At 42.7% G+C, this 25,240-nt stretch carries 22 protein-coding genes, 1 other RNA gene and 3 pseudogenes; 18 read left to right on the plus strand and 8 right to left on the minus strand.

What is annotated here, in order from left to right; translation table 11 throughout:
- The 3 genes and pseudogenes from ACWQ4X_RS03820 to ACWQ4X_RS03830 all read left to right on the plus strand — a co-directional run bounded on the left by ACWQ4X_RS03820 (nt 1) and on the right by ACWQ4X_RS03830 (nt 3,890).
- Nucleotides 1-1,290 (plus strand): annotated as a pseudogene (locus ACWQ4X_RS03820) (serine hydrolase domain-containing protein).
- A 340-nt stretch (nt 1,291-1,630) separates the two neighbouring features.
- Nucleotides 1,631-3,037 (plus strand): aldehyde dehydrogenase family protein, encoded by a 1,407-nt coding sequence (locus ACWQ4X_RS03825; RefSeq protein ID WP_457902777.1) that lies wholly within the window; start codon nt 1,631-1,633, stop codon nt 3,035-3,037.
- A gap of 190 nt (nt 3,038-3,227) precedes the next feature.
- Complete coding sequence (locus ACWQ4X_RS03830; RefSeq protein WP_457902778.1) at nt 3,228-3,890, plus strand: helix-turn-helix transcriptional regulator; 663 nt, start codon at nt 3,228-3,230, stop codon at nt 3,888-3,890.
- 12 nt (nt 3,891-3,902) lie between these two features.
- Here ACWQ4X_RS03830 and ACWQ4X_RS03835 read toward each other — a convergent pair whose 3' ends face one another.
- Complete coding sequence (locus ACWQ4X_RS03835; protein ID WP_457902779.1) at nt 3,903-4,094, minus strand: hypothetical protein; 192 nt, start codon at nt 4,092-4,094, stop codon at nt 3,903-3,905.
- 85 nt (nt 4,095-4,179) lie between these two features.
- Between ACWQ4X_RS03835 and uraD the strand changes: the two genes are divergently transcribed.
- The 4 genes and pseudogenes from uraD (at nt 4,180) to ACWQ4X_RS03855 (ending at nt 7,921) form a co-directional block, all read left to right on the plus strand.
- The gene (gene uraD / locus ACWQ4X_RS03840) at nt 4,180-4,680 is read left to right on the plus strand and encodes a 2-oxo-4-hydroxy-4-carboxy-5-ureidoimidazoline decarboxylase (protein WP_457902780.1); all 501 of its coding nucleotides are present in this window, start codon (nt 4,180-4,182) and stop codon (nt 4,678-4,680) included.
- Nucleotides 4,680-5,015: a hydroxyisourate hydrolase gene (gene uraH / locus ACWQ4X_RS03845; RefSeq protein WP_457902781.1), complete on the plus strand. Its 336-nt coding sequence runs from the start codon at nt 4,680-4,682 to the stop codon at nt 5,013-5,015. The genes uraD and uraH overlap by 1 nt, the downstream gene beginning before the upstream one ends.
- A gap of 46 nt (nt 5,016-5,061) precedes the next feature.
- Complete coding sequence (locus ACWQ4X_RS03850) at nt 5,062-6,441, plus strand: nucleobase:cation symporter-2 family protein (protein ID WP_457902782.1); 1,380 nt, start codon at nt 5,062-5,064, stop codon at nt 6,439-6,441.
- A 183-nt stretch (nt 6,442-6,624) separates the two neighbouring features.
- A pseudogene (locus ACWQ4X_RS03855) lies at nt 6,625-7,921 on the plus strand (hypothetical protein).
- 106 nt (nt 7,922-8,027) lie between these two features.
- Here ACWQ4X_RS03855 and hpxO read toward each other — a convergent pair.
- Nucleotides 8,028-9,185, minus strand: coding sequence for an FAD-dependent urate hydroxylase HpxO (hpxO, locus tag ACWQ4X_RS03860; RefSeq protein WP_457902783.1), 1,158 nt, complete (start codon nt 9,183-9,185; stop codon nt 8,028-8,030).
- Between the two features lie 425 nt (nt 9,186-9,610).
- On the minus strand, nt 9,611-10,327 hold the full coding sequence (locus ACWQ4X_RS03865; protein ID WP_457902784.1) for a FadR/GntR family transcriptional regulator: 717 nt from the start codon (nt 10,325-10,327) through the stop codon (nt 9,611-9,613).
- Between the two features lie 163 nt (nt 10,328-10,490).
- Here ACWQ4X_RS03865 and alc point away from each other — a divergent pair, with 163 nt between their 5' ends.
- The 3 genes from alc (at nt 10,491) to ACWQ4X_RS03880 (ending at nt 13,022) form a co-directional block, all read left to right on the plus strand.
- A complete protein-coding gene (gene alc / locus ACWQ4X_RS03870) occupies nt 10,491-11,498 on the plus strand; it encodes an allantoicase (RefSeq protein WP_457902785.1) in 1,008 nt (335 codons plus the stop codon).
- Nucleotides 11,499-11,566: 68 nt separating this feature from the next.
- Nucleotides 11,567-12,103: an ureidoglycolate lyase gene (locus ACWQ4X_RS03875; RefSeq protein ID WP_457902786.1), complete on the plus strand. Its 537-nt coding sequence runs from the start codon at nt 11,567-11,569 to the stop codon at nt 12,101-12,103.
- A 148-nt stretch (nt 12,104-12,251) separates the two neighbouring features.
- Nucleotides 12,252-13,022 carry a hypothetical protein gene (locus ACWQ4X_RS03880; RefSeq protein WP_457902787.1) on the plus strand — a complete coding sequence of 257 codons (771 nt, stop codon included), beginning with the start codon at nt 12,252-12,254 and terminating at the stop codon, nt 13,020-13,022.
- A gap of 70 nt (nt 13,023-13,092) precedes the next feature.
- Here the strand turns inward: ACWQ4X_RS03880 and ACWQ4X_RS03885 are convergent, their stop codons facing one another.
- Nucleotides 13,093-14,106 carry an isopenicillin N synthase family dioxygenase gene (locus tag ACWQ4X_RS03885; protein ID WP_457902788.1) on the minus strand — a complete coding sequence of 338 codons (1,014 nt, stop codon included), beginning with the start codon at nt 14,104-14,106 and terminating at the stop codon, nt 13,093-13,095.
- Between the two features lie 661 nt (nt 14,107-14,767).
- Here ACWQ4X_RS03885 and ACWQ4X_RS03890 point away from each other — a divergent pair.
- The 4 genes and pseudogenes from ACWQ4X_RS03890 (at nt 14,768) to ACWQ4X_RS03905 (ending at nt 18,838) form a co-directional block, all read left to right on the plus strand.
- On the plus strand, nt 14,768-15,748 hold the full coding sequence (locus ACWQ4X_RS03890; protein ID WP_457902789.1) for an ABC transporter substrate-binding protein: 981 nt from the start codon (nt 14,768-14,770) through the stop codon (nt 15,746-15,748).
- Nucleotides 15,749-15,799: 51 nt separating this feature from the next.
- A pseudogene (locus ACWQ4X_RS03895) lies at nt 15,800-16,621 on the plus strand (ABC transporter ATP-binding protein).
- Nucleotides 16,614-17,408 (plus strand): ABC transporter permease, encoded by a 795-nt coding sequence (locus ACWQ4X_RS03900; RefSeq protein WP_457902790.1) that lies wholly within the window; start codon nt 16,614-16,616, stop codon nt 17,406-17,408. Before ACWQ4X_RS03895 ends, ACWQ4X_RS03900 begins: the two are co-directional and overlap by 8 nt.
- Entirely contained in the window at nt 17,408-18,838 is a 1,431-nt protein-coding gene (locus ACWQ4X_RS03905) for an amidohydrolase family protein (protein WP_457902791.1), read from the plus strand. The genes ACWQ4X_RS03900 and ACWQ4X_RS03905 overlap by 1 nt, the downstream gene beginning before the upstream one ends.
- Before the next feature lie 149 nt (nt 18,839-18,987).
- Here the strand turns inward: ACWQ4X_RS03905 and pdxR are convergent, their stop codons facing one another.
- Nucleotides 18,988-20,472: a MocR-like pyridoxine biosynthesis transcription factor PdxR gene (gene pdxR / locus ACWQ4X_RS03910; RefSeq protein ID WP_457902792.1), complete on the minus strand. Its 1,485-nt coding sequence runs from the start codon at nt 20,470-20,472 to the stop codon at nt 18,988-18,990.
- Nucleotides 20,473-20,589: 117 nt separating this feature from the next.
- On the opposite strand from pdxR, the gene ACWQ4X_RS03915 reads away from it, so the two are divergent.
- On the plus strand, nt 20,590-21,240 hold the full coding sequence (locus tag ACWQ4X_RS03915) for an FMN-binding negative transcriptional regulator (RefSeq protein ID WP_457902793.1): 651 nt from the start codon (nt 20,590-20,592) through the stop codon (nt 21,238-21,240).
- Between the two features lie 22 nt (nt 21,241-21,262).
- Nucleotides 21,263-21,850, plus strand: a complete 588-nt coding sequence (locus ACWQ4X_RS03920) for a GNAT family N-acetyltransferase (RefSeq protein ID WP_457902794.1) — start codon at nt 21,263-21,265, stop codon at nt 21,848-21,850.
- 171 nt (nt 21,851-22,021) lie between these two features.
- On the opposite strand, the gene ssrS is transcribed toward ACWQ4X_RS03920, so the two are convergent.
- From ssrS to ACWQ4X_RS03935, 3 genes are all read right to left on the minus strand, one after another.
- A non-coding RNA gene (gene ssrS / locus ACWQ4X_RS03925) (6S RNA) lies at nt 22,022-22,206 on the minus strand.
- Nucleotides 22,207-22,306: 100 nt separating this feature from the next.
- Nucleotides 22,307-22,591, minus strand: coding sequence for a cell division protein ZapA (locus tag ACWQ4X_RS03930; protein WP_100243108.1), 285 nt, complete (start codon nt 22,589-22,591; stop codon nt 22,307-22,309).
- Nucleotides 22,588-23,145 carry a hypothetical protein gene (locus ACWQ4X_RS03935; RefSeq protein ID WP_100243107.1) on the minus strand — a complete coding sequence of 186 codons (558 nt, stop codon included), beginning with the start codon at nt 23,143-23,145 and terminating at the stop codon, nt 22,588-22,590. Before ACWQ4X_RS03935 ends, ACWQ4X_RS03930 begins: the two co-directional genes overlap by 4 nt.
- A gap of 64 nt (nt 23,146-23,209) precedes the next feature.
- Here ACWQ4X_RS03935 and ACWQ4X_RS03940 point away from each other — a divergent pair, with 64 nt between their 5' ends.
- Together ACWQ4X_RS03940 and pepP are read left to right on the plus strand one after the other, a co-directional pair.
- Nucleotides 23,210-23,839 carry a UPF0149 family protein gene (locus ACWQ4X_RS03940; protein ID WP_457902795.1) on the plus strand — a complete coding sequence of 210 codons (630 nt, stop codon included), beginning with the start codon at nt 23,210-23,212 and terminating at the stop codon, nt 23,837-23,839.
- Nucleotides 23,840-23,915: 76 nt separating this feature from the next.
- Entirely contained in the window at nt 23,916-25,238 is a 1,323-nt protein-coding gene (gene pepP, locus ACWQ4X_RS03945; protein WP_457902796.1) for a Xaa-Pro aminopeptidase, read from the plus strand.
- The last annotated feature ends 2 nt before the right edge of the window (nt 25,239-25,240 follow it).

The following is a 25,240-nucleotide window of genomic DNA, read 5'->3' on the forward strand; positions in this document are numbered from 1 at the left end:
ATGAAATTATCTAAAATCGCGTTATGTTTCGGAGCGCTGATGATGAGCGGGACGACATTTGCAGCGTATAGCTGTGAAGAGTTAAAGATTGTAGATTGCCCGAATCAGGTCGATCAACAGCTCCCTGATCCACATGATATGTTAACGTGGAATCAAGAACAGCGTCTGATTGGATTTCGAAATACTTATCGCAGTTATGATGGCAGTGTTTTTTATGCCAATAAGAACAATGTTTTGAAGTTACCTAAGTACAAAAAGACCATTAACAACCAAAACATCAGTTTTAGCTTGGACAATAAAACCTATCACTTGAATGACTATTTACAGAGTCAGGATGTCGCAGGTTTGATGATTTTAAAAAATGGTCAGATTGCCTATGAATATTATAAAAATGACAATGATGCCACGACGTTGTGGACGTCTAGATCGGTTGCAAAATCGATTGTGGCAACGCTGATCGGGGTGGCAGTTAAACAGGGGAAAATTAAATCCTTAGATGATCCGATTATTCAGTATTTACCTGATCTTAAAAACACAGCATGGGAAAAAGTCAGCCTAAGACAGTTAATGCAACACACCTCTGGGGTTGCATGGAGTGAAGACTATAAAAACCCAGAATCAGACTTTTCCCACATGACCTATTGTGAGGTGAAAGACGATCCTGATGCGTGTGTATAAGAGCTGGTCAAAAATTTAAAAGCGAAGTATGCGCCTGGAACGGTGTGGTCTTATTCTACAGGCGGGGCATATCTGGTAGGTAAAGTACTTGAGGCGGCGACCCATGAGAATATTGCTTCTTATTTAGAAAAGAATGTTTGGCAAAAAGCTGGCATGGAAAAAAATGGGATTTGGCAATCCTATCAACGTGGTGTTACCGATATGGGCGGGCATGGTTTTAATGCCACACTGCGCGATTATGCACGTTTGGGCTTGTTCATTATGAATGAAGGTCAGCTTTCGAATGGCATAAAATTATTGCCAAATGGATGGACCAAAGCGGCAACCGACTGGACCAAAGCTCAGAGTTCGGTCTCGGAAGCTTACCCACATGGCATCTATGGCTTTCAATGGTGGAATTCACATGCCAAACATGGCTCACCTTTAACGACTAAAAATGCAGAACATACCTATTGGGGCTTTGGTATTTATGGTCAAATTATGGCGATTAATCCGAAAGATCAGATTGTCATGATTCAATGGAGCACTTGGCCAAGTGCAATGCCTTCTGAAAAAATCATGGATGAAAAAAGTTTATTCCTGAATGCAGTAACCAATTATCTAGAGAAATAAGTCAGCCTCAATTTTTGGGCAGCAGAACTTTATCTTTTATATGGGGTTCTGATTAAATTCAATATTGAAAAAAATCACTCTTCGGGGTGATTTTTTATGCAAATTATTTTCAACTTAAATGAGGGGCAGGTGATTACATCAGCCAAAGTTGATTGAAAATCGTGGCTAAGGCGGCTCAATTATTCAGCAATTTTTATAATGATACTAAATAAAAAAAAAATAAAAAAAAGTGTGTTGTTTTTGCTTAAAGTTGCGTTAAAATCATTCTAAAGGATGAGTTTATGAATAATAATCAGCGATAAACTCCATGGAAAAGAACATCAATACGGATATGAGTTAGATGAATAGCAACATGTTGTTTAATGGTGAAACAGTTGTTGGTCAAGGTGCAGCATTTGCGGTACTCAACCCTGCTACAGAACAAACCATCGTTGAAATTAACAGTGCAACTGTCGAGCAAGTCGACCAAGCAGTGCAAGCAGCGCGTGCGGCGTTTAAAACTTGGCAGCATGTTTCAGATCAAAGCATTAATGAAAGCTTCCTTAAAATTGCCCAAGACATTCGTGCTGAAAGCGCTGAAATTGCCAAACTGATTACCACAGAACAGGGTAAACCTCTGGCTTTGGCACAGTTTGAAGTCGAAGCAGGTGCGAATTGGATTGAATACATTACCAGCCTAGAAGTGCCAGTCGAAACCATTCCAGATCCGAGTGGTAAAACCATCAAGGTGTATAACCGTCCGCTAGGTGTGGTGGCATCTATCACGCCGTGGAACTGGCCATTTATGATTGCTATTTGGCATTTCTTCCCTGCGTTAAAAACCAAAAATACCGTGGTGAACAAACCTTCTGAATTTACGCCACTCAGCACCATTAAATTGGTTGAAATTATTAACCGTCATTTACCAAAAGGCGTATGTAATATTGTCTTGGGTAAAGGTGATGTGGGTCAGGCGCTCAGTGAACATACGGATGTAGATAAAGTCACGTTTACAGGTTCTACTCGTACAGGTCAAAGCATTTTAAAACATTCAGTCGATACCTTAAAAAGCGTGGTACTTGAGTTGGGTGGCAATGATGTCGGGATTGTCTTAGATGATGTGGATGTGGATGTTGCAGCAGAGAAAATCTTCGGTTCTGCATTCCTGAATATGGGACAAACCTGCGCCGCATTGAAGCGTCTGTATGTGCATGAAAATGTATATGATGCGTTGACGCAAAAACTCGCTCAAATTGCCAATGCGCAAGTGGTTGGCAATGGTTTGGATGCTACAACGACTTTTGGTCCAATCCAAAACCGTCCACAATACAATAAAGTGAGAGCGTTGATTGATGATGCCGTGGCGCAAGGTGGTCAAATTATCACTGAAGCGAAGTCAGTCAGTGATCAGGGTTACTTTATTCCACCGACTTTGGTAACCAATGTGAAAGAAGGTATGCCACTGGTAGATGAAGAGCAGTTTGGTCCTGTATTACCAATCATCAAGTTCAGTGATGTGGACAGTGTGATTGAACGCGCGAACAACAGTGAGTTTGGTTTGGGTGGTTCAGTTTGGAGCAAAGATTTAGATCGTGCACAAGAAATAGCCAGCAAACTGGAAACAGGCACAGTTTGGATTAACAGCCATTCGGATGTATCTCCAGCAGCGGAGTTTGGCGGCTGGAAAATGTCTGGTCTTGGATATTCATTTGGTTTAAGCGGATTGTTATTGTTTACGCATAAACAAGCCATTCATATTTCTCAATAATGTAGTAAATAGATCCATCTGTCTTGCTGAGGTATTCAGTTATGGCTTGAATATAAAACATATTGAAGCCATAACCGATGATTTAAAATTGATGTTTTAAATTCACCCTCAGTCAGGCTGTAAATTGGCAGGATGCTAATTATATTGACCTATCGACTTTATTAAATTTTCAAAAGGATGATGAAAATTTATGTCCAATCGTAATTTTATTCAGCAATTTAGTCAGAACTTTATTGCTCAGATTCAGCATGTTTCGCCTATTGATGGGTTTTTGACCTATAAAATCGATAATATTCAACATGCCTATGATTTTGAACAAGATGGTATCGCCAAAAGTGCAATCGATGAATATTTAAATGGAAAAATTGAATATGATCCTGTGAGCTTTCGGAATTTTTATCATGGGGATCAGAACATTGCACTTTTGGGGCAACATCAACCCAATAAAATATTTTTAAACTTTATGAGTCGTTGGCAAGTTGAAGATACGGCTGAATTTTTCTTCAGAAAACGTGATGGGCAACCGATTTTCGGATTGAGTGTTTTTCGCGAGCAGGGTAAAGCAAAATTCCATCAACAAGAAAAGAAAGTGTTTGAAGCATTTCATCAACTTTCCATTGAACATTTTCATCATCATGTCGATGTGATTAATAAAGATAAAATTATTGATCAATACCATTTAACCAAAAAGGAAATGATTATTCTGGAAGAATTATTTACCAATTTGGAAGCCAGTCAAATTTCTAAAAAATTAAATTGTAGTCTTTCGACCGTAAAAACCCACGTACAGCATATTTATCAAAAAGTGAATGTCAGTAGCCGTCAAGAATTGGTGTGCAAATTTTTAAGATAATTTTGGCTGTAATCAAACTGAATTAAATCGAATATCGATAACTTTATAATAATATTTAAAACCGCTTTGAATGAAGACCTCCTTTTTTCTTGTCTTAATGTTTTCATCTACATCTACATCTACATCTACATCTACATCTACATCTACATCTACATCTACATCTACATCTACATCTACATCTACAGTTTTCCGATAGTTCAGCATTAGTGACTACAGGATTGGCATATTCATTGCTTGTTTTATGTTGCCTGGTCAGACCAGTCAGACAATGCGTTGATATGGAGCAACAATGGATTTACAGCAATTTAACCAGTTGAGTCGTGCACAGGCCCAAGCGCTCTTGCAGCCTTGCGTACATATTCCAAATTGGATTGAAGCATTAATTCAACAGCGCCCATTTTCCACTACAGATCAACTGTTGCACTATGCAGGTGAACAGGCGAAGAGATGGAGTTGGACAGAAATTGCAGAAGCCTTGGCGCAACATCCACGCATTGGAGAACGCAAAGCAGCGGCGGAACTGTCAGCCAAAGAGCAGAACTTTTCCACCCACGAGCAATCCCAGTTAGGTGCAGATGCGGTATTACAACAAGCACTGTATCAGGGCAATCTGGATTATGAGCACAAATTTGGACATATCTTTCTGATTCGTGCTGCAGGGCGTACAGGGCAAGAAATGCTGTCGGAATTGCAACGTCGCCTCGGCAATACCACGCAACAAGAACAGCAAGAAGTACAGCAGCAATTGACTGAAATTGCGGTACTCCGTTTAAAACAGGAAATTCAATAATGGTTGGAATCAGTACTCATATTTTAAATGCGTCGATCGGGCAGCCTGCCGTCGGTGTCGTGGTCAAATTAAAGCGTCAGTTTGACGAGTCATTTGTACTGCTAGATACACAACGCACCGATCAGGACGGTCGAATCAAAGCCTTTGATATCGTTAATTTGGAGCAGGGCAACTATCAATTGGTTTTTGAAATTGCTGAGTATTTCGAGCAACAGCAAGTTGCCAGTTTTTATCCACGTGTCTGTCTTGATTTTAAGGTCGCGGATGAAACTCAGCACTATCATGTGCCCTTATTAATTAGCCCATTCTCTTATTCAACTTATCGCGGTAGTTAAAGGTCAGAGCTGCCTTCACAAGATTCAGGAATTTGAGGAACAACAGATGCAGCACCAGAACACTCACTCCGAAACACCGAATATTGCCCCAGAACATCAACATCTGGGTCTCAATAAAAATGTCATGTTTGGCTTACAACATGTTTTGACCATGTATGGCGGCATTATTGCACCACCGCTGATTATTGGCGCTGCGGCAGGCTTAGCGCCAGCAGAAATTGGGCTATTGATTGCAGCAGCCTTGTTTGTAGGCGGTTTGGCAACCGTGTTGCAAACCATTGGTTTTAAATACTTTGGGGCGAAATTACCGATTGTACAAGGGGTGTCGTTTGCGGGAGTGTCGACCATTCTGGCCATTTTAAGTACGGGCGGGGGCTTGCCAACGGTGTATGGCGCGGTGATTGCGGCTTCTTTAATTGGTTTGGCCATCGCACCATTCTTCTCCAGAATTATTCGCTTTTTCCCACCTGTGGTGACGGGATGCGTGATTACCATGATTGGGATTTCACTAACACCTGTGGCGATTCGCTGGATAATGGGGGGTAATCCTAAGGCTGAAAACTGGGGCGATCCAGCCAATGTCGGATTAGCCGCACTGACTTTAGCCATTGTATTGATTTTCAGTATGTTGCGCAGTGTCATTTTGCGTCGCTTGGCTATTTTGGTGGCGATTGTACTGGGTACGCTCTTCGCTTGGGGCATGGGCTTTACCGATTTTAGTAAAGTGGCAGCGGGTCCTGTATTTGCAGTACCGAATCTGTTCCATTTCGGTCTACCTGTATTTGAAGTCACCGCCATTCTTTCCATGCTGATTGTGACACTGGTGATTATGACCGAAACCACAGCGGACATTATTGCACTTGGGGAAATTGTGGGAACGCCAGTAGATGCAAAACGCATTGGCGATGGTATTCGTGCAGATATGCTGTCTAGTGCCATTTCACCTTTATTCGGTTCATTTTCTCAAAGTGCTTTTGCTCAGAATGTTGGCTTGGTGGCGATTACTGGGGTGAAAAGCCGTTTTGTGGTTGCAACAGCGGGTGGCATTCTGATTGTATTAGGCTTATTGCCAATCGTGGGGCGTTTAGTTGCCTCGATTCCAATGCCTGTATTGGGCGGTGCAGGGATTGTTCTGTTTGGTACGGTTGCGGCAAGCGGGATTCGGACACTGGCAAAAGTAGATTATAGCGAAAATACCAACCTGATTATTGTGGCGACTTCATTGGCGATTGGCATGATTCCAATTGTAAATCAGGAGTTTTATGCACAGTTCCCAACTTGGGTGAAAACCTTATTACATTCAGGCATTAGCTCAACCTGTATCAGTGCCATTTTACTGAACTTGCTGTTCAATCATTTACCACGGACTCGACCACAATTGGGTTTAGATCCAGTTGCATCTGAAACGAAGCATACGCCTTCATAATTCGGCTGCGGTTCACTTAATTCTTCAATTTTTAGTCAAAACTTAATTTCAAAGGTGCTTATTCAATTTTGAATAGGTCTAGGGGAGCTTTTGCTTTTAAAAAGTCCAATAGTCCACTTAAAAAATATACAAGTAATTGTTTATTAAGAATAAGTACCTTTTAATATTTATCTTGGGGTTGTTATGCAAACGTTTAAATTAAAATCAGCACTGTGCATGCTCGCGATGACATCGGCAATGCAAAGTTGGGCAGCAGACACCAGTCTGAATGGGATGTTCAATATGGGGCAAGATTGTCAAATCGAAGCTAATTCGGTGGCAAGCTTCGGTGCTGCACTGGGGTGTGGTGCAGTGCATGGGGCGGTAAAAACCCTGTACTATTCGACCAATAATGCTTACTTTGTCGAAGGTTTAAATCAAGACACGGTTTCGATGGGGGGGCTATATTCGCTATGAAACAGCTCCTTTTTATGGGGTACAAGCCGCGATAGGTTATGACCTGCAACGCCGCTTGGATGAGAAAAATAAGCATCCAGAAGTTTCGGAACTGAAAGAAGACCGTGATGGATTGGCAGAAGCCTATATCTTATGGAAAAATGACATGGCACGCGTGACCATTGGTAATCAGCGTTTAGATTTACCTTTTATGGGAGACTATGCAGACTGGCGCGTGCTGATGTATCTCTATCAAGCGGCTGATGTGAAAATTGGCAAAAATGACGATTTTCTACGTTTCACCCAAGTGAATAAATATAAAAGCTATGCCAATGATGAATTTACTGAAGGTTCACGTCAGAATGCCAATGCAGATACCGATGGGGTTTGGTCTGTGGGTTTAGGTAAAGCCTTTAATTTTGATCATGAGAAAAAACTAAAAACACAATTCTGGTATCAAAGTTATGATGATTATACCCGCCTGATTTATACCCAAGCTGATTTTGCAATGCCGCAGGTAAAAACCGCACCAGTCATTTCAGCGCAATATATCAATGGGCAAGAACAAGGCAAAGCTTTGGCAGGAGATGTGAACAGTAATATTTTTGGTGTTCAAGCAGCGCTGAAAGTCGTGCCGAAAGCCACCTTAAAACTGGCATATGACTATATTCAACCTGATCATGATAGCTATTTAAATGGTGCTTTATTAACCCCTTATGCTACGCAAACCTCGTCTGGGCAAATTTTTGCGCAACCGCTGTTTACCAGTACGCAGGATTTAGGGGCGGGGAATGCACTGATGATTTCACTGGATGGCATGTTGACCGATCAACTGATTGGCGGAGTACGTTACTCATTCATGGATTTGAAAGAGGCTGAAAATGTGGAAAGCCGCAATCAATCAGAATATATGCTGTTTGGGATTTACAATTTTAAAGGGGCATTGAAAGGTCTTAGTGTGAGTAATTTTGCAGGGGTTCAGACTTCGCCTCGCTACAACAAAGATTTTTTACAAAACCGTTTTGCCATTTCTTATAAATTTTAAGATCTGAACAGCAACAGCATTCTTACTCAAGTAGGAATGCTGTTTTTTTTGCAGAAATATACACATAAAAAAAGCCCCGAATTTCGGGGCTTTTTTATAGCAAGCTTTAGTCTAAAGGGTTACCGATAATATTACTGATAATGCCTTGCATGATATGGGTACCTTGTTCTTGATACAGCGACTGATACCATTCTTCAGTCAATTGACGATCTTTCATGTGGGTCACATCACAACGCTTACGGGCACGGAGTACCATTTCACGGGTACGTTCATTGCGTTTGTTTTGATAGCGGGTTAAAGCATCGTCCAAACCAAACGTATTGATTTGTAAGGCACGCGCCAAATAAATGGCATCTTCCATGGCTTGGCAGCCGCCTTGTCCAATATCAGGAGTGGTGCTGTGCGCTGCATCGCCAAGTAACACCACACGTCCTTTGTAGAAAGTCATAAACGGTTCGATGTCGTGAATTTCGACCCGATTGGTCTTTTGCTCATCAATGCTGTCAATCAATTGCTGTACGGGTGCACACCAACCAGCAAAGTATTGCTTTAAAGCTGCTTTGTATTGATTACGTTGATTCGGCAATCCGACATCCAAAGGCACATCAAAGAAGAAATAGAAACGGTTGTCGGCAACAGGCATTAGCGAGACCCGTTTACCTTCGCCAATATACGTGGTCCACTGTTGCGCTGGCGCCAGTCCTTCATTCATTTCGACCAGACCATTCCAATTGACATAGCCTGCATAACGACGTTCAACTGTAAGTCCAAGAACGTGTTGGCGGGTGAGGGAATGGGTACCATCTGCACCAATCAGCAAGTCCGCTTCGACCGATGATCCATCTTGAAAATGAATGCAGACCTGCTCAGCTTGCTCTTCAATGCGAATCATTTTCTTACCCAGTTGAATATCCTGCATGCCAAAATGCTGCATCAATAGGTTTTGCAAATCAGCACGCGACACAGGATAGGCTTTTTGACCGACTTCTTTATACAGCGGCGTCAGGCTAAATTGGGTCATGGTTTGTTGATTTAAGCCATCCACATACGCCAAGGATTCCATTTCACCACCCAGTGCTTGAATCTCATGTGTCAGCCCAAGGTAGTTCAGACACTTTACCCCATTCGACCACAATGAAATTGCAGCACCGACAGGCAAAATTTCAGTGGCTTGCTCGTAAATGGAGACTTGATGCCCGAATTTTTTTAAGGCGATACCTGCGGTCAAACCGCCCATACCTGCACCGACAATTGCAATTTTCATGGATGAGAACCTTATCGATTTTGTTAAAACAATTAAAATGTATAAGGTGGTTTAAGCGAGAACTGTGCCAATTTTGAATAACTGGTTTTACTGGTATGACCAGTGTTTATGCATCATAAAATTGCAGAAAAATACAGGGTGATCTTTGTTGATTCAAAATATGGAAGAAAGTGGTGCAAGACAAGAAATTAGGATTCTTTACTGTGGTTTTAAAGTGATGCGTGCACCTAAAAATGCAAGGGAAGATATACCTCACTGATCAGCTTCAAGAGAAGAACCAAATTCTAATCTGCGCCGAAAGCCTTATGATGCTGAGAAGAGGTCAGCAGGACTTGGCTCGATTGTGAGGTTGGAACAGGGGAGATAAAAATAAACGACGGTTAAGCTTAGACCATCGTTTAAATTGCAGCTTGCAGAAAGCAGGCTTAATTGAAGGCTTGATGTCTAGAGAAATACACCCCAGCACGTTGTGCAGCACCAATGATATGGGCTTGCATGGCTTTTTCAGCCGCTAAAGCATCTTGCTGGCAGAGGGCTTTTAAGATGGCTTCATGTTCTTGCACGGTTTTAAAGGCTAAATTAGGCTGTAAAAAAGGCAAGATTTGACTCTTCTTGGTCCATTCAGTATGCATTTTAAGTGTTTGAATAATAGATTGATTATGGCTTAACTCAATAATGTGTTGATGAAAGGCATAGTCAAATTCTGAAGCCGCTTGCCAGTCTTGTTGCTGTATCGCATGGCTAAGTTGCTCATGGTAGTGCTGTAACAGAACTTTGTCTTCAGGGCTTAAATATTCACATGCCAATAGCGCCGAAAAACTTTCTAAAACATACCGTAATTGATAGAAATCTTTTAAAGAGACAGGATGCTCGCCATCCCATTGTTCCGAGGCTTGGCTGTGTTGTGAAATCACATACACCCCTTTACCCGCTTTAATTTCCAGTAAACCTAAAGCCGCCAGTCGGGTCACGGCTTCACGTAAAGAGGCGCGACTAATCCCCAGTTGCAGGGCCAATTCACGTTGTGAAGGCAAGACTGAACCGACACCATAAACACCTTGCTGAATGCGTTGATGAATGACTTCAACAGCTTGCTCAGTCACCTGAGATGATTTTCCATTGAGCATGGCTTGAGGCTTCATAATAAGCGCCGCATCCTATTTAAAAACGAACAACTTGATTCTACACAAAAAAACGAAAAGGATTCGTTTTTTGCAGCAAAATAAGCGAGAATTTCACAACAGGTCAGACCAGTTGGACTGGTTTTTGCATAATTCAAATCAAAGATAATTTTAGGAATGTTCAATGACGGTGCATATTGCCAAAGCGGTTGCTTTACCAGACGCGTTAAACGGTCTCACCAACTTAGCGGATGCGCGTATTGGTGCCAGCATTGTGTCTTGTTCGGATGAGTTTTTTGCCAAAGCGGAGCGTATGCTTCAAGCCGAACCCGCACAATTTATTGAAGGTAAATATGATGACAACGGTAAATGGATGGATGGCTGGGAAACCCGACGCAAGCGTGAAGCGGGTTATGACTGGTGCATTGTCCGTTTAGGTGTGGCAGGCATTGTGTCGGGTTTTGATGTGGATACCTCTTTCTTTACAGGAAATTATCCAGCATCGGCTTCGATTGAAGGCTGCTATGCAGCAGATGATCAGCTTGAACACGCCGAATGGTTACCATTACTGAGCAATTCTGTACTGTCCCCCGATCAGCATCATGTTTTTCAGTGTGACCCGCAAAAGGTGACCCACATTCGCATCAATATTTTCCCAGATGGCGGTATCGCTCGCTTACGTGTCTATGGTCAGGTGGTGCTGGAAAAGATCAATCCAGACCAAGTGCTGGATTTAATTGGACTGAAAAATGGTGGACGCATTGTGGCATTTAGTGATGCACATTTTGGTCATCCAAGTAATCTGATTAAACCCGATGCGGGGTTAAATATGGGTGATGGCTGGGAAACCAAACGCCGCCGTGCGCCTGGCTTTGACTGGTGCATTATTGCCTTGGGGCAGGCAGGGCATGTCGATCAGATTGAAGTTGATACGGCATTTTTTAAAGGCAATTTCCCTGCATTTTGTTCGATTCAGGCGGCTTATGTAGAAAATGCCACGGATGCTCAGCTTATTCCACAAAGTATGTTTTGGTCGTTCTTGCTTGAGCAGCAACCTTTAACGATGGATCACCAGCATGCGTATAGCACTGAAATTTCATCGCATGAAAAGGTCAACTATATTCGCGTCAATATGATTCCAGATGGTGGCATTAGTCGTATCCGTCTTTGGGGAAAAATGTCAGCACAATAATCTGCCCAGCAGTTTCAGCATCTTGAATGAGATGCTGACTCAGAAAAATGAGAAGAGAAGAATGAAATATGCATGAACCAGCCATTATGATTCAACCTTTAACCCGAGAAAGTTTCGCACCTTTTGGTGATGTGATTGAAACGGAGGGTAGGGATTATTTTCCAATCAATCAAGGATTGACTCAGCGTTTTCATGCACTGTCTTTGACCCAAATGGGGGGCGAAAATGGGGCAGTAGGACTGAGTATTTTTCATAATCTGTTGGCCACGCCTGTGCCGTTTAAAATTGAGATGCTGGAGCGACATCCGCTGGGTTCACAATCTTTTGTACCTTTGGCAGGGCAAAAATTTCTGATTGTGGTTGCACTTCCTTTGGATCAAGCATATCCCAATGAGCAAGGCATCTCTGCCTTTCTCAGCAATGGTCAACAAGGCATTACTTACCATCAAGGGGTGTGGCATCATCCTTTAATTACACTTGAAGCAGACAGTGATTTCTTGGTGATTGATCGGATTGGTGAAGGTCACAATTGTGATATTCATATCTTGTCACAGCCCGTTTGGGTGGTCGAGTCGTGTACACAGTCAGAGATGGTAAGTCCCTGACTGTATAAACGCTATTGAAAGCAAAGCTATAGTTTAAAATATTGGAAGGTAGCTCATTATGATTTAGAATTCTCAACCGTATGAATATTCGCGTATCTTTACTATTATCCAATTAAGATTTTCTATAAAATATAAATATTGATTTTCTATGTCAATAAAACGCTATGTAGCAAGAGAATTGCTTGAACAGCATACAAAGCAAAAAAAGCAAGCAAAATTAGAGCAAAGACCTTTAGCACTTGAGCAACGCGCAAAGCACAAGAAACAGAATAAAATCCTACTAGTATTTTTGTTGATTCTATTTGTTCCACCTTTACTTTTATTTCCTGCATTTCCAAAAAATCTATGGCAGTATGAAATTTATCGCTACATCACTGAAAGCATGTTTATCATTATTGGAACTAAAGGCCCTTTGCCATTTTTTACTATTCTTTCCAGTATTTATGTCACTCTCGTAATGCTAGTGTTAAGTGTTTATCTATGCTTTGTATTTATTAAAAATGTCGGAATAAAAAAGCAATTTCAAGAAGTAATTTATAGTAAATTCTTTCATGCCGAGTTTGAGGCATCGAAGAAATACCCTTGGCTTGAGAAGTCATTCATCAAGAAAACAATTGTTTCGGGTATGTTTTTCTTTTGCTTTGTAATGAGTCTGATCCATTTTCTTATAGATGATATCTCCTTTCAGGATGGAAGTAGCAGAGGAGCACTCATTCAGTTGGGCTATAACTATCGGATTGGTGTGCTTGTATGGGAAAGTGTGTTTAGTATCTGTACTGTCTTCCCATTTTTCTATTTCGGTTTTTTATTCATTTATCTTTTTAACTATTTTTTTCGCGGATTAGGCTCTGGAAAAATTATTATTCCCCAAAAAGTGGTAAATAAAGGAACCAAGAAGAGCTCACGGAAAAGATCATAAACAAAAATAAATCGAATATGGTTTAATAATAGACAGAGACAATTTGCCTCTGTCTGAAATGAGTCAAGGATTAATATTTCCCTTCAAAGTTGGCGCTAATACGCTGTTTTAAATATTCTTTTGCCGTAATCGCAGGATATTTATTGGCAGGGCTTTCAATCAGCACATCTTCATTGGCTTGGCAGAAAAATGCCAAACTATAACGTGCACCTTGATATTCATGGGCTTCAGGGTTTTTCACTCGATGGAAGTTGGATGGCAATTGGTCATCACTCCAGCGCATCAGCATATCGCCAATATTGCAGGTAATCACATCATCACGGGGTTCAATACTGGTCCATTGCTGCTGTTCCATATCTTTACCCGGACAGACTTGCAACCCCCCTTGACCCTTGCGCTGGAACAATAAGGTTAAGCAGTCGAAGTCAGTGTGTGCACCTGCACGCCACAAGCCAAGTTGATCTTTCAGTGCAGGATCAACCGCATAGTAATGCAGCATGCGCAGGGTACTTTGATAGCTTTCTTGCTTAGGGTCATGTGCATGCGTAAAGAAATCATCGGCAAAACCAAGTTTATAGGCAAAGCAGGACAAAATTTTCATCCCCACTTCCCAGCAAGTCTGTTCAAACTGCAACATGGTTTGTTTGAAGTTCGGTAACTCTCGCTCAGAAGGATACAAGCCTGTCATGCGCGGGCGAGTGATTTGATAAGACTCCTTTTGGTCAGGCGTATGTGTCGAGGGTCGGACTTGAGCCTTACTTTCCCAGCCTGCATTACGGTTGAGTGGATATTGGGCTTTGACGGGTTCAGGTAGTTGAAAGAATTGCTGTGTCATTTCGAAGGCGCTATTGATTTGCTCTTGCGGAATCCCGTGATGCGAAACTTGAAAAAAACCAATATCGGTCGCGGCTTGCCAAAGCTGGTCAGCGATTTCGTATTTGCGCTGTTCAAAATCTGATAAATCAATCACGCAGACTTCGCGTTCAAAGGTTTCTTGACCGAAGGCGCCCATTCGCGCTTCTTTTTTTAATTCATCTAGGCTGTAATCATCTTCAGCAATCGGGCTCAGGGTGGCATGGTTCATATCTCTACCTCAAATTTTGGATATACATGACCCAATCCTGTTGTAGACAAGAGAAAGGGTCATTTTGGTCAAAAAAAGCCACACATTCTTTGATGAAGAACATGGACATATTTCTGAGCAATGACCCACAAAGATGACTGAAAGAAAAATCTTTGCTGAACGCTTCTACTCTGCTTCAAGATAAGCATTTTCTATACCAAGACATCGAACGGATAAAAAATTAGTAAATATCGCGTGTGAAATCAGCAATTTTTAACTTGTAATGAAGCAGGGTGGAATGGGACTAAATGAGTGAATCATTTTTGCACATTGGATTGCTGCAAATTGGTGCATCAGTGGACTAATCTTACCGAGTAAGTTTAGGTTGGGAGTAGATGCTGTTTCATCTATGATGTGAAAAAGGATAAAGATTGAGTCTTTTTAATCTAAGATATTGAAAAAAATTAAAATTATAAATTGGCACAGAGCTTGCTAAATCTAGCTTGAGTATAAGCGGTTAGTGTGTAGCTTACACATGGGACATTGCTCTACAGCGTTGGCTGTTCCTCTTTTAGGGGACAAGGCGAAGCATGGCTTGGCTTTGAGAGAAAATGTATCTGAACATTTTACCCCTAAAAAAGAATAGCAAAGTGAGTTCATGCATAGATTAGGGGTATTACTTATGAAAATTCATCACCGTGTAGGCAAAGGTCGTTTAGCTCTCCTTGCTGGTGCTTTACTTTGGAGTTCCTTCTCACAGGCTGCCGATAAACTGGTGTTACAAACCACTTGGTATGCTCAAGCTGAGCAGGGCGGTTACTATCAAGCCTTGGCACAAGGCATTTATAAAAAATACGGATTAGATGTCGAAATTAAAATTGGCGGTCCACAAGTCAATAATATGACCCTGCTGCTCTCGAAACGTGCCGATATAATTATTAACTATGATTTACAAGTGCTGAAAGGCATGGAAAGCAATTTTCCAATTAAAGCCATTGCTGCACCGTTTCAGTTTGATCCACAGGGGATGCTCACCCACGCCGATGTAAAATCTTTGTCAGGCTTAAAAGGCAAAACGATTTTGGTCTCGACCAGTGGTCAAGCAAGCTGGTGGCCGTGGTTAAAAAGCAAATATAACTTAGATGCTGCGCAAGCTCGCCCGTATACCTTCAATATGCAACCGTTCCTTGCGGGTAAAAATGTCGCGCAACAAGCCTACGCCACTTCAGAAGTTTTCCAAGCCAGAAAAGCAGAACCTTCAAGTAAGTTCTTCTTATTTGCCGATGCAGGCTATCCCGCGTATGGCGGCATTCTTGTGACTCGTAATGATGTGATTCAGTCTAAACCTGAGGTGGTTCAGCGTTTTGTCAAAGCTTCGATGGAAGGCTGGAAAAATTACTTAGCCGATCCAAGACTCGGCAATGCCATCATTAAAAAAGAAAATCCAAATATGCAAGATGATCTGTTGGCATTTGCTGTGGGGCAAATGAAGCAACTGCATCTGATTGATGGTGGTGATGCCAAAACCAAAGGCATTGGGGTCATGACCGATGCACGTTGGAAAGCGACCCGAGATTTTATGGTCGGTGCAGGTTTATTAGATGCCAAGGTCAACTGGAAGAGTGCTTATACCACCCAGTTTGTGAATCCTGCCAAAAAATAACACCCATAACAGGTTAATAAAATAAGGCAGTTTGCCTGAAGGGGAAACCTTATGAATTTTGCATTATCCATTGAAGAGATGCTGCAAGAATCAAGCAGCTTTATCCCCCCGATGCTGATGGCTAGAGGCGTGGAAAAGATCTATCCCAATGGAACCAATGCCTTACAGCGTCTGGATTTAGATATTGCCCGCGGGGAAATTGTTTCTCTGCTCGGACCTTCAGGTTGTGGCAAAAGTACCTTACTGAAAATGTTTGCCGATCTGGAACAACCTACTGCTGGACAAGTGCGTTGGAATGGAAAAAATGACATTCAGTCACAGTGCAAAATGGCGATGGTGTTTCAAGAAGCGACCCTGATGCCATGGGCGAATATTGAAGACAATGTGCGCTTGCCGTTGGATTTACAAGGCGCATCTAAATCTATCAGTACGCCAAAAGTGCATGAGGCATTAAAAGCCGTAGGATTAGAAAAATTTACCCAAGCCTATCCGCGAGAACTTTCAGGTGGAATGCAAATGCGGGCATCTTTAGCTTGAGCTTTGGTCACAGAACCCGATTTGTTACTCATGGATGAACCCTTTGGGGCTTTAGATGAATTTACCCGTCATAAACTCGACAGTGATATCCGCCAGTTATGGTCGGAACGTGATTTAACCGTGGTCTTTGTCACCCACAGTATTTATGAAGCGGTGTATTTATCCTCTCGTGTCATTGTCATGGGCGCCCGTCCAGGGCGGGTGGTGGCGGATATTGAAATTGATGGTCCTTACGAACGGGATGAAAGCTTCCGGACTTCAGCCACATTTATTCAACAATGTTCATATCTCTCACAGGTATTGGCTCAAGCGAGTGGAGGGCATGATCATGATTAAACCGTTAATCAAGAACCCAGCGATTCAACGCATTGCAGCCCCCCTGATTTTAGGTTTGTTATTGCTGTTGACGTGGCAAATCAGTTTTCAGCAACTCGAGGTGCCTGTATATATTGTGCCCAAGCCAAGCGATATCGCGTTGACTTTGCTGAATCAGTCAGGGCTGCTATTCGGAAGCTTGTGGGTCACCTTAAAAATCACCTTATTGGCATTTCTCAGTGCGGTGATTATTGGCACACTGGTCGCTTTTTTGTTTGTACAAAGTCGTGTGATTGAAGCCTGCTTTATGCCTTATGCGATTTTATACCAAGTCACGCCGATTGTTGCGATTGCGCCGTTGGTGATTATCTGGATTCAAAACACCACGCTGGCTTTGGTGGTCTGTGCAATGTTGGTAGCGATTTTCCCGATTTTGACCAATACCACTTTAGGCCTGCGTAGTGTCAATAAGGGCTTGTTAAATTTATTCCAAATTAATAAAGCCAGCCGCTGGCAGATTTTGATGCGCTTGCGTGTGCCAAATGCGCTGCCGTATTTCTTTGGGGGGCTACGGATTTCCTGTGGTTTGGCACTGATTGGTGCGGTGGTCTCTGAGTTTGTGGCAGGTACAGGCGGAACCAGTGCTGGACTGGCTTATCAGATTTTACAAGCAGGTTTTCAACTGGACTTACCTTTAATGTTTGCAGCGTTGTTACTGATTACCTGCACAGGTTTGGCGTTATTTGTGCTGATGTCTTGGATCAGTACTTTGTTTTTAAGTAAGTGGCATGAAAGTGAGCAAGTCTAATGAATACTCAATATCTAATTAAAAATGCTTATGCCATTTTGACGGGTTTATCTGGCGATGCAGCACGTTCTAGTGCAACTGATATTCGTATTCGGGATGGAAAAATCAGTGCCTTAGGAAAGCTCAGCCCAGAACCAGAAGATATCATTGTGGATGCCAAAGATTGTGTGCTTTACCCAGCATGGGTGAATACGCATCATCATCTGTTTCAGTCCTTACTGAAAGGGGAGCCGCAGGGTTTAAACCAAAGCTTAACCTCTTGGCTGGCCAGTACACCGTATCGATTTCGTGGTGCGTTTGATGAGGCAACCTTTCGTATCGCTGTACGTATTGGGTTGATTGAATTATTGCGCTCGGGCTGTGCCACAGTGGCTGACCATCATTATTTATATTGGCCGAATATGCCGTTTGATGGTGCTGCAATCTTATTTGAAGAAGCTGAAACACTCGGGATGCGCTTTGTGCTGTGTCGTGGTGGGGCAACCCAAACCCGTGGTTTGGAAAGTGAGTTACCTCAAGCCTTGCGTGCAGAAAAGTTTGAAGACTACATGTTAGATGTAGAGCGTTTGGTGCAGCAATATCATCAGCCTGAAGGAAATGCCATGCGAAAAATTGTCATGGCGCCAACCTCCAGTTTACATTCGACCACTGCGCAACAATTTAGAGAAAGTGCCAAATTTGCGCGTCAACTCGGGATTGGGCTGCATAGCCATTTGTGTGAAACCGTCGATTATTTGGATGCAGCCAAACATAAATTTGCCATGACACCTGTGCAGTTCTGCGCGGAACATGATTGGGTAGGTTCGGATGTCTGGTTCGCGCATCTGGTGAAATTGCTGCCTGAAGAAATCAAGATTTTAGGTCAAACCCATACAGGGATTGCGCATTGCCCACAAAGTAATGCGCGCTTAGGCAGTGGTATTGCCGACTTGGTGGCTTTAGAGCATGCGGGTATGACCATTTCAATTGGGGTGGATGGCGCAGCCTCGAATGAAGCAGCGGATATGCTGTCCGAAACGCATGCGGCATGGCTCATGCAACGTGCGCGTAAAGGCATGTTGGCAGTTCCTCAATATGAGGGTGGATTATTTGAAGGTGGAGCAGATGCAGCCACGATTGAAGATATTGTACGTTGGGGCACTGCGGGTGGTGCCAAAGTTTTGGGTCTAGATCAGGTTGGAACTATTGAAGTCGGTCAGCAAGCAGATTTTGTACTCTATCAGTTAGATGATCCACGTTATTTTGGTCTACATGATATTGCTATTGGTCCGATCGCAAGTGGTGGTCGGGCACATATTAAAGCCATGTTCATCGCTGGAAAAATAGTGGTACAGGAGGACCAAATTCCAGATGTAGATATGAAGGAATTGGCTTGGCAAGCGAGGCAGGCGGTACAGTTACTCCAACAGCGGACTTTACAAGTGGCTTAGAAATGTACGGGAAATTATTGTGAATAGGCTAATTATGTTCTGGATGTCACTATGATCAATTTATAGATTTTACAGTTTTCTAATGAAGTCATTACTATTTAAACCGTAAAACTTCAAATCAAATCTCCAACCAATGAGGCGTTAGCTCCTCATTTTAGTTCTAGATGCTGCCGAATAATTTGGGCCAAGGTTTTAATTGCATTTTCAATTTGCAGAAGATCAAAATCACCAAGTCCTAGAATTAGCCCAGCGCGTTGAGCTGCATGCGAAAAGGTGGGGGATACGGCTTTAATAGAAACTCCTGCTTCAACTGCGGTTTGTGCAATTTTTAGATCATCCGCAGGAGCCGCCAACCAGAGCACCATGTGCATGCCTTGATCCCCAGCCTCAATGAAAGCATGTGTTTTTGGAATATAGCGATCAATCAGTTGGATAATCTGTTGGCGATTTTCTGCATACACATTGCGTATGCGACGAATATGTCGTTCTAAATAACCTTCTTGTATAAATGCCGCCAGCACATGCTGATCCGCAGAGGGAGGGTGACGGTCAATCAATGCTCGAAGTCCGCAAAATGGGGCCACCAAGACTTTTGGTAAAACTGCATAGCCCAGCCTTAATGAAGGAAAAAGCACCTTACTAAAGGTTCCAAGGTAAATGACCTGATCCGGTGCCATCGCTTGTAGTGCGGGAAAAGGCTGACCCGTGTAACGGAGTTCACTGTCATAATCATCTTCAACAATCCATGCACGTTGCTGTTTCGCCCATGCAACCAGTTCGGTGCGTCGAGCTAAACTCATTGGCATACCCAATGGATATTGATGCGAAGGGGTGACGAAGGCAGCTCGCGCTTGATGTGCGAGATCAATTCCTTTTTGGACTAGAATTCCTTCTTGATCGACAGGAACACGGTAAATTTGAAGCTGATGTAATGAATTTTCCAGAATAGCCGTCGTACCGCGATAAGCTGGGTCTTCAACCCAAACTGAGTCTTGGTGGGTAAATAAAATCTGGCTACAAAGATACAGCGCTTGTTGAATACCACTGGTAATCACAATTTGCTCGGGTTCGCACTGAACGGAGCGGGAGCGACGAACATAGTCGGCAATTGCAGAACGGAGTGCATAGACACCTTGAGGGTCATCATAGCCCGAGGGCGCCGCTACCCCGCGTGCGCGAAAGCGATTGCCAAATTTTCGCCAAGCATCACTGGGTTGCGTACGTCCTGTGGGAACAGAAATGGCAAATGGTCGGTGTGCTAAGGGTTTAAATTCCTTGAAAATCTCAACATAGGTTCGTGCTGCATCGGTCAGCGACTCGGTATCAATCGATTGAGGTGATACAGATTGAGGACTTTGGCTTTTGAGCGCATGCGAAACAAACGTTCCTTGACGTGCACGTGCTTCTAAAACACCTTCAGCAATCAGTTGATCATAGGCCTCAATAATCGTACCACGGGCGATAGCTAGGGTTTGAGCCAGTTCGCGTGAAGAAGGCAATGGATCACCCGCCTGTAAATCTCCTTGTTGTACGGCTTCTCTCAAAATTTGAATCAGTTGAGCGCCAATCTGTCCCGTAGCTTTATTCAGTCTAACAATTGAGGGAAGGTCGATGACTTTTGCGATTCTGGCCATAATTCTGGTCTACTTAAAATAAAATAAACTGGTTCTTTTAATAATCCAGTGAATAGGAGAAATTTACAACAATAAAGTCATCTTCATTTTTGAGTCACCATTAAAAGAGTGTAAGCCATGTATATCCCCGCAGATTTTGACATCCCGCAAATTGACGTCATGCATCAACTCATCAAACAGCATGCTTTGGGTATTCTGTTTACGCATGGCAGCAGTGGTTTGGATGCGAATCATCTTCCTTTTGAACTCAGCACCGATCAGTCAGAACTAGGGGTATTGCATGCACATGTGGCTAGAAACAATCCTGTCTGGCAAGACATTCAAGATGGGGATGAGGTACTGGTGGTATTTCGGGCGGGAGATGCCTATATCTCACCACAGTGGTATCCGAGTAAACAGGAGCATCATCAACAAGTTCCAACGTGGAACTACAGTGCAGTACATGCTTATGGCACCGTGAAAATCCGCGATGATGAACGCTATGTTCGAGGTGTAGTGGCACGCTTAACGCATACACATGAAGCCACACAAGCAGAACCTTGGAAAATGTCAGATGCACCAAAAGACTATTTGGCACCGATGCTAAAAGCCATTGTGGGGATTGAAATACAAATCACCCGATTACAAGGCAAAGCCAAACTTGGGCAAAACAAGGAATATCGAGATGTTTTAGGTGTTGCCCATGCTTTAACAGCAACGGGGCAACATGCGATTGGTGATGCCATGCATCAGGTTGCTGCATCAAAAATAAAACAGTCATGTGAATAAAGAACAAATTGAGGAATCCACGATGCAATGGATAGAGCCAGTGACATTGCTTGGGCAGCATGTCATTTTAAAACCACTCGATGAATCGCATCATTTTGAGTTAAGTGAAGCCGTACAAGATGGCGAGTTATGGAAACTTTGGTTCACCTTCATTCCAACCCCAGAAAACATGTTGGCTGAAATTCAAAGGCGTTTAGCGCTGCAACAGCAAGGTCAAATGTTGCCTTTCACCGTCTTTGAGCGCCAAAGTGGCAAAGTATTAGGTATGACCAGTTTTATGCATATTGAGGCTGCACACCGTCGTTTGGAAATCGGCTCGACGTGGTATCGCCAATCAGCACAGCGTAGTGCAGTCAATACCGAAGCCAAGCAACTCTTGCTGAACCATGCTTTTGAGGTTTTGAACTGTATCGCGGTTGAGTTTAGGACATCGTCCTTTAATTTTAAAAGCCGTGCTGCGATTGAACGCTTAGGTGCCAAACTGGATGGGATATTAAGAAGCCATCAGATTGTGAAAGACGATAATTTACGAGATACCTATGTGTATAGTATTTTGCGAAGTGAGTGGTCTGCGGTCAGACAGAACTTAGTGTTCAAATTGCACGGATAAAATGAGGCGAGGGAATTGGAAAGATTTTTTTGCAGTGTTATTGATCTGACTCTTCCAATTCCAAGGCAATATCCAGCTAAAAGCATGGCGTTTTAAAATACTGGGAATATAGAGATTAAGAGCGCAGAATCGAGAAATTTAAGCGATTGTTATAATTATCATTTAAAAATGAAGTACTCCGATGATGCCGCTGCATGTGTCGTTACCCTGAACCCGATGAGTTCAAGGTGGACGCGACGTATACTTGCTGGGTTTCCCACTCGAAGGTGGGCATACACTCTAAATATACAGAACGCAATCCATAAGTTTAAGTATCGGCAGGGGAATAGACCCGCTGGCGAGCATCTCAGAGTTAAGCCTAGTATAACGGATAATGAAATACTGGCAAATCATAGTAGGCAAAGAACTGTAAAGTTTGGTGCTGTTTGTCGAGAGATTATGCAAATAAACGTGAAACTAGGTAAGTGTATGCACTTCTTCAAGAATGGTGCTTAACAAACGTTCGCAATGTGCATATTCCTGTAAAGACTTATTCATGGCGAGTACTTCTTGCATCAACTCTAATGCCACCATAATAATCAGCTTGCTCGGTTCTACGCGGGGTGCTTGACGACGGAACTCATCATATTTGTCATTCAACAATTGTGCAGCACGTTCTAAGTCACCCTTTTTATCTTCAGTGGTGGCTAAACGAAAGCTATGTCCCAATACACGTAGTTCAACAGGAATTTGTTCACTCATGATTGCATTTCCTCATTTACTTCGGTGGGATGAGCCAATTGTTGAATTTCTTGGGCATGCTGATCTTGCTCAGTGCCTAAAATAGATAGACGCTGAATAATGGTTTCAACTTTGGTACGCGCCAACTCATTTTTTTGTAACAAGCGTTCACGCTCTTGCTGCAAACCTTGAATTTCTTGCTGCGCATGACGTTGTTCATTCTGCATTTTTTCTTTAATGGCACGTAACTCATTACGCTCACTCAGAATATCCTGAAAACGATTCTTTAAATCGGTACAGCTTTTTTCTAAACGGCTATAACGATCCGCCAAAGCGGTTGCATCCGTATTCAGTTGCTTGAATTGAGACTGTAACTCGGTCAATTGTTCAGTCAGGGTTTCAATTTCTTCTTGTTTTTTGATAATAATGCCGTTTTTATGCACAACTTGGGCATGATGCTGCTCAGCGGCAGTTGCGCTGGCTTCGGTCAGGGCATTATTTTCGGTTTCATAATGCGCGAGTCGGGTTTTTAAAACGCCAATATGCGCCTGTAGACGCTGTAATTCTTCTAACATAACGTAGTCGCACAGTGTTGCAAACAAAGGTAATATATAAGAAGTATAGAGATTGGATAAACGAATGCAAGACGATATTTCAGGTTGGTCGGAATGGCACCAACATTTTTCTCAAATTGAAGAGATTTCAAGCCCAAGTGAGTTACATGGGTTACTGACAGGTATCGTTTGTGTGACTCAATCACCAACGCGTGAAGAGTGGCAACAAATTTTGGCGACCTTAAATGTGCCAGAATTGAACGATTTAGCCTTAAGCATGCTCACAGATGAAGCTGAAGACGTGTCGCATGCACTGTCTGAAGATGAATTGGACTATTTACCGTTACTTCCAGATGATGAGCATGTGCTGGCAGATCGTGTACAAGCCTTGGCAGACTGGTGTGCAGGCGTGGTCTTGGGCTTCGGTCTGGCATCTGGCCATATTCGTCAAGATGAAATGGAGCTGATCGAGCATTTGCAAGATGTGGCTGCAGTTGAGTTTGAAGACTCTGACAATGACGAAGAAGGCGAAGACAGTTATCAAGAGCTGTATGAGTTTGTCCGTCTGATTCCAGTGAGCTTGGCTTTAGGACGTAAGAAAGTGGCGGTAGATGAAAGTTCATTGCTACAAAACTTCCATGCCAAAATGCAACAGCAGAAATCTGGTGCCGAAAACAATGTTGTAGAAATGTTTACACCACATCGACCAAGTTAATTTTGGTCGATTTTTTGCTTTAAGATCACCAGCACAGCAACCCTATTCTTTATTAAACAAGACTGAAGAACATTCAATGAAAAAACTGACTCAAGTTGATTTTAAGGAACGTCGTGACCGCCTCGCAGAGGAAATGGGACCACATAGCATCGCGATTATTGCGACCAGCCCAGTGGCAATTCGTAACCGAGATGCAGACTACAAATTTCGAGCGGACAGCAGTTTTTTTTATTTGACAGGTTTTGCAGAACCAGAAGCGGTTGCTGTGATTGAAACGTATGAATCTTTAGACGAAGGCTATACCTATAGCTTGTTCTGTCGTGAACGTAACCGTGAGATGGAAATCTGGAACGGATACCGTGCAGGCATTGATGGCGCAATTGATGATTATGAGGCCGATGAAGCCTATGCTATTGATCTGCTTGATGAAGAAATCATTGAAAAATTAGTCAATAAACAAAAATTATTTTATCGCATTGGACACAGTTCCGAGTTTGATGTTCGTGTCAGCAAATGGATTCAGCAGGCAGATGCACAGCAACGCCGTGGCAATGAATCACCCGCACAAGTGATTCAACTGGATCGCATTCTAGATGAAATTCGTTTATTTAAAACGGAACAAGAAATTGAATTGATGCAAATTGCATCGAATATTAGTGCAAAAGCACATACCCGTGCCATGCAAACGGTGCATGTGGGCATGATGGAATACGCGCTCGAAGCCGAACTAAATTATGTATTTGGGCAACAAGGTTGTGTGCCTGCCTATAACAGTATTGTCGGTGGTGGTGCCAATGCCTGTATTTTGCACTATGTTGAAAATAATCAAGAATTAAAAGATGGTGATTTGGTTCTCATAGATGCGGCTTGTGAATACGAGCTTTATGCATCGGACATTACCCGTACTTTTCCTGTAAATGGCAAGTTTAGCTCTGAACAAAAAGCCTTATACGAAATTGTATTAAACGCACAGCTTGCTGCGATTGATGCGGTTCAAATTGGCAATTCTTACAAAGAACCACACAATGTCGCGGTGCGTATTTTGGTGGAAGGTTTATTGTCTCTCGGCATTATGCAGGGCGATCTCGAGCAAATTATTGAAACCGAAGCTTACCGTCAGTTTTATATGCATGGTACAGGTCACTGGTTAGGCATGGATGTGCATGATGTCGGTGCTTACAAGCACGCAGGGGAATGGCGTCCATATGAAGCGGGTATGGTAGTGACCATTGAACCAGGTCTTTATATTGCTCCTGATGATGAAACGGTGGATGCGAAATGGCGTGGTATCGGTATTCGTATTGAAGATGATGTGGTTGCAACGACCAATGGTCCATTGGTTTTAACCAAAGATGTAGTCAAATCTGTTGAAGATATTGAAGCATTGATGGCTCAGTAATC

Source organism: Acinetobacter sp. NigerLNRRAM0016 (assembly GCF_054112845.1).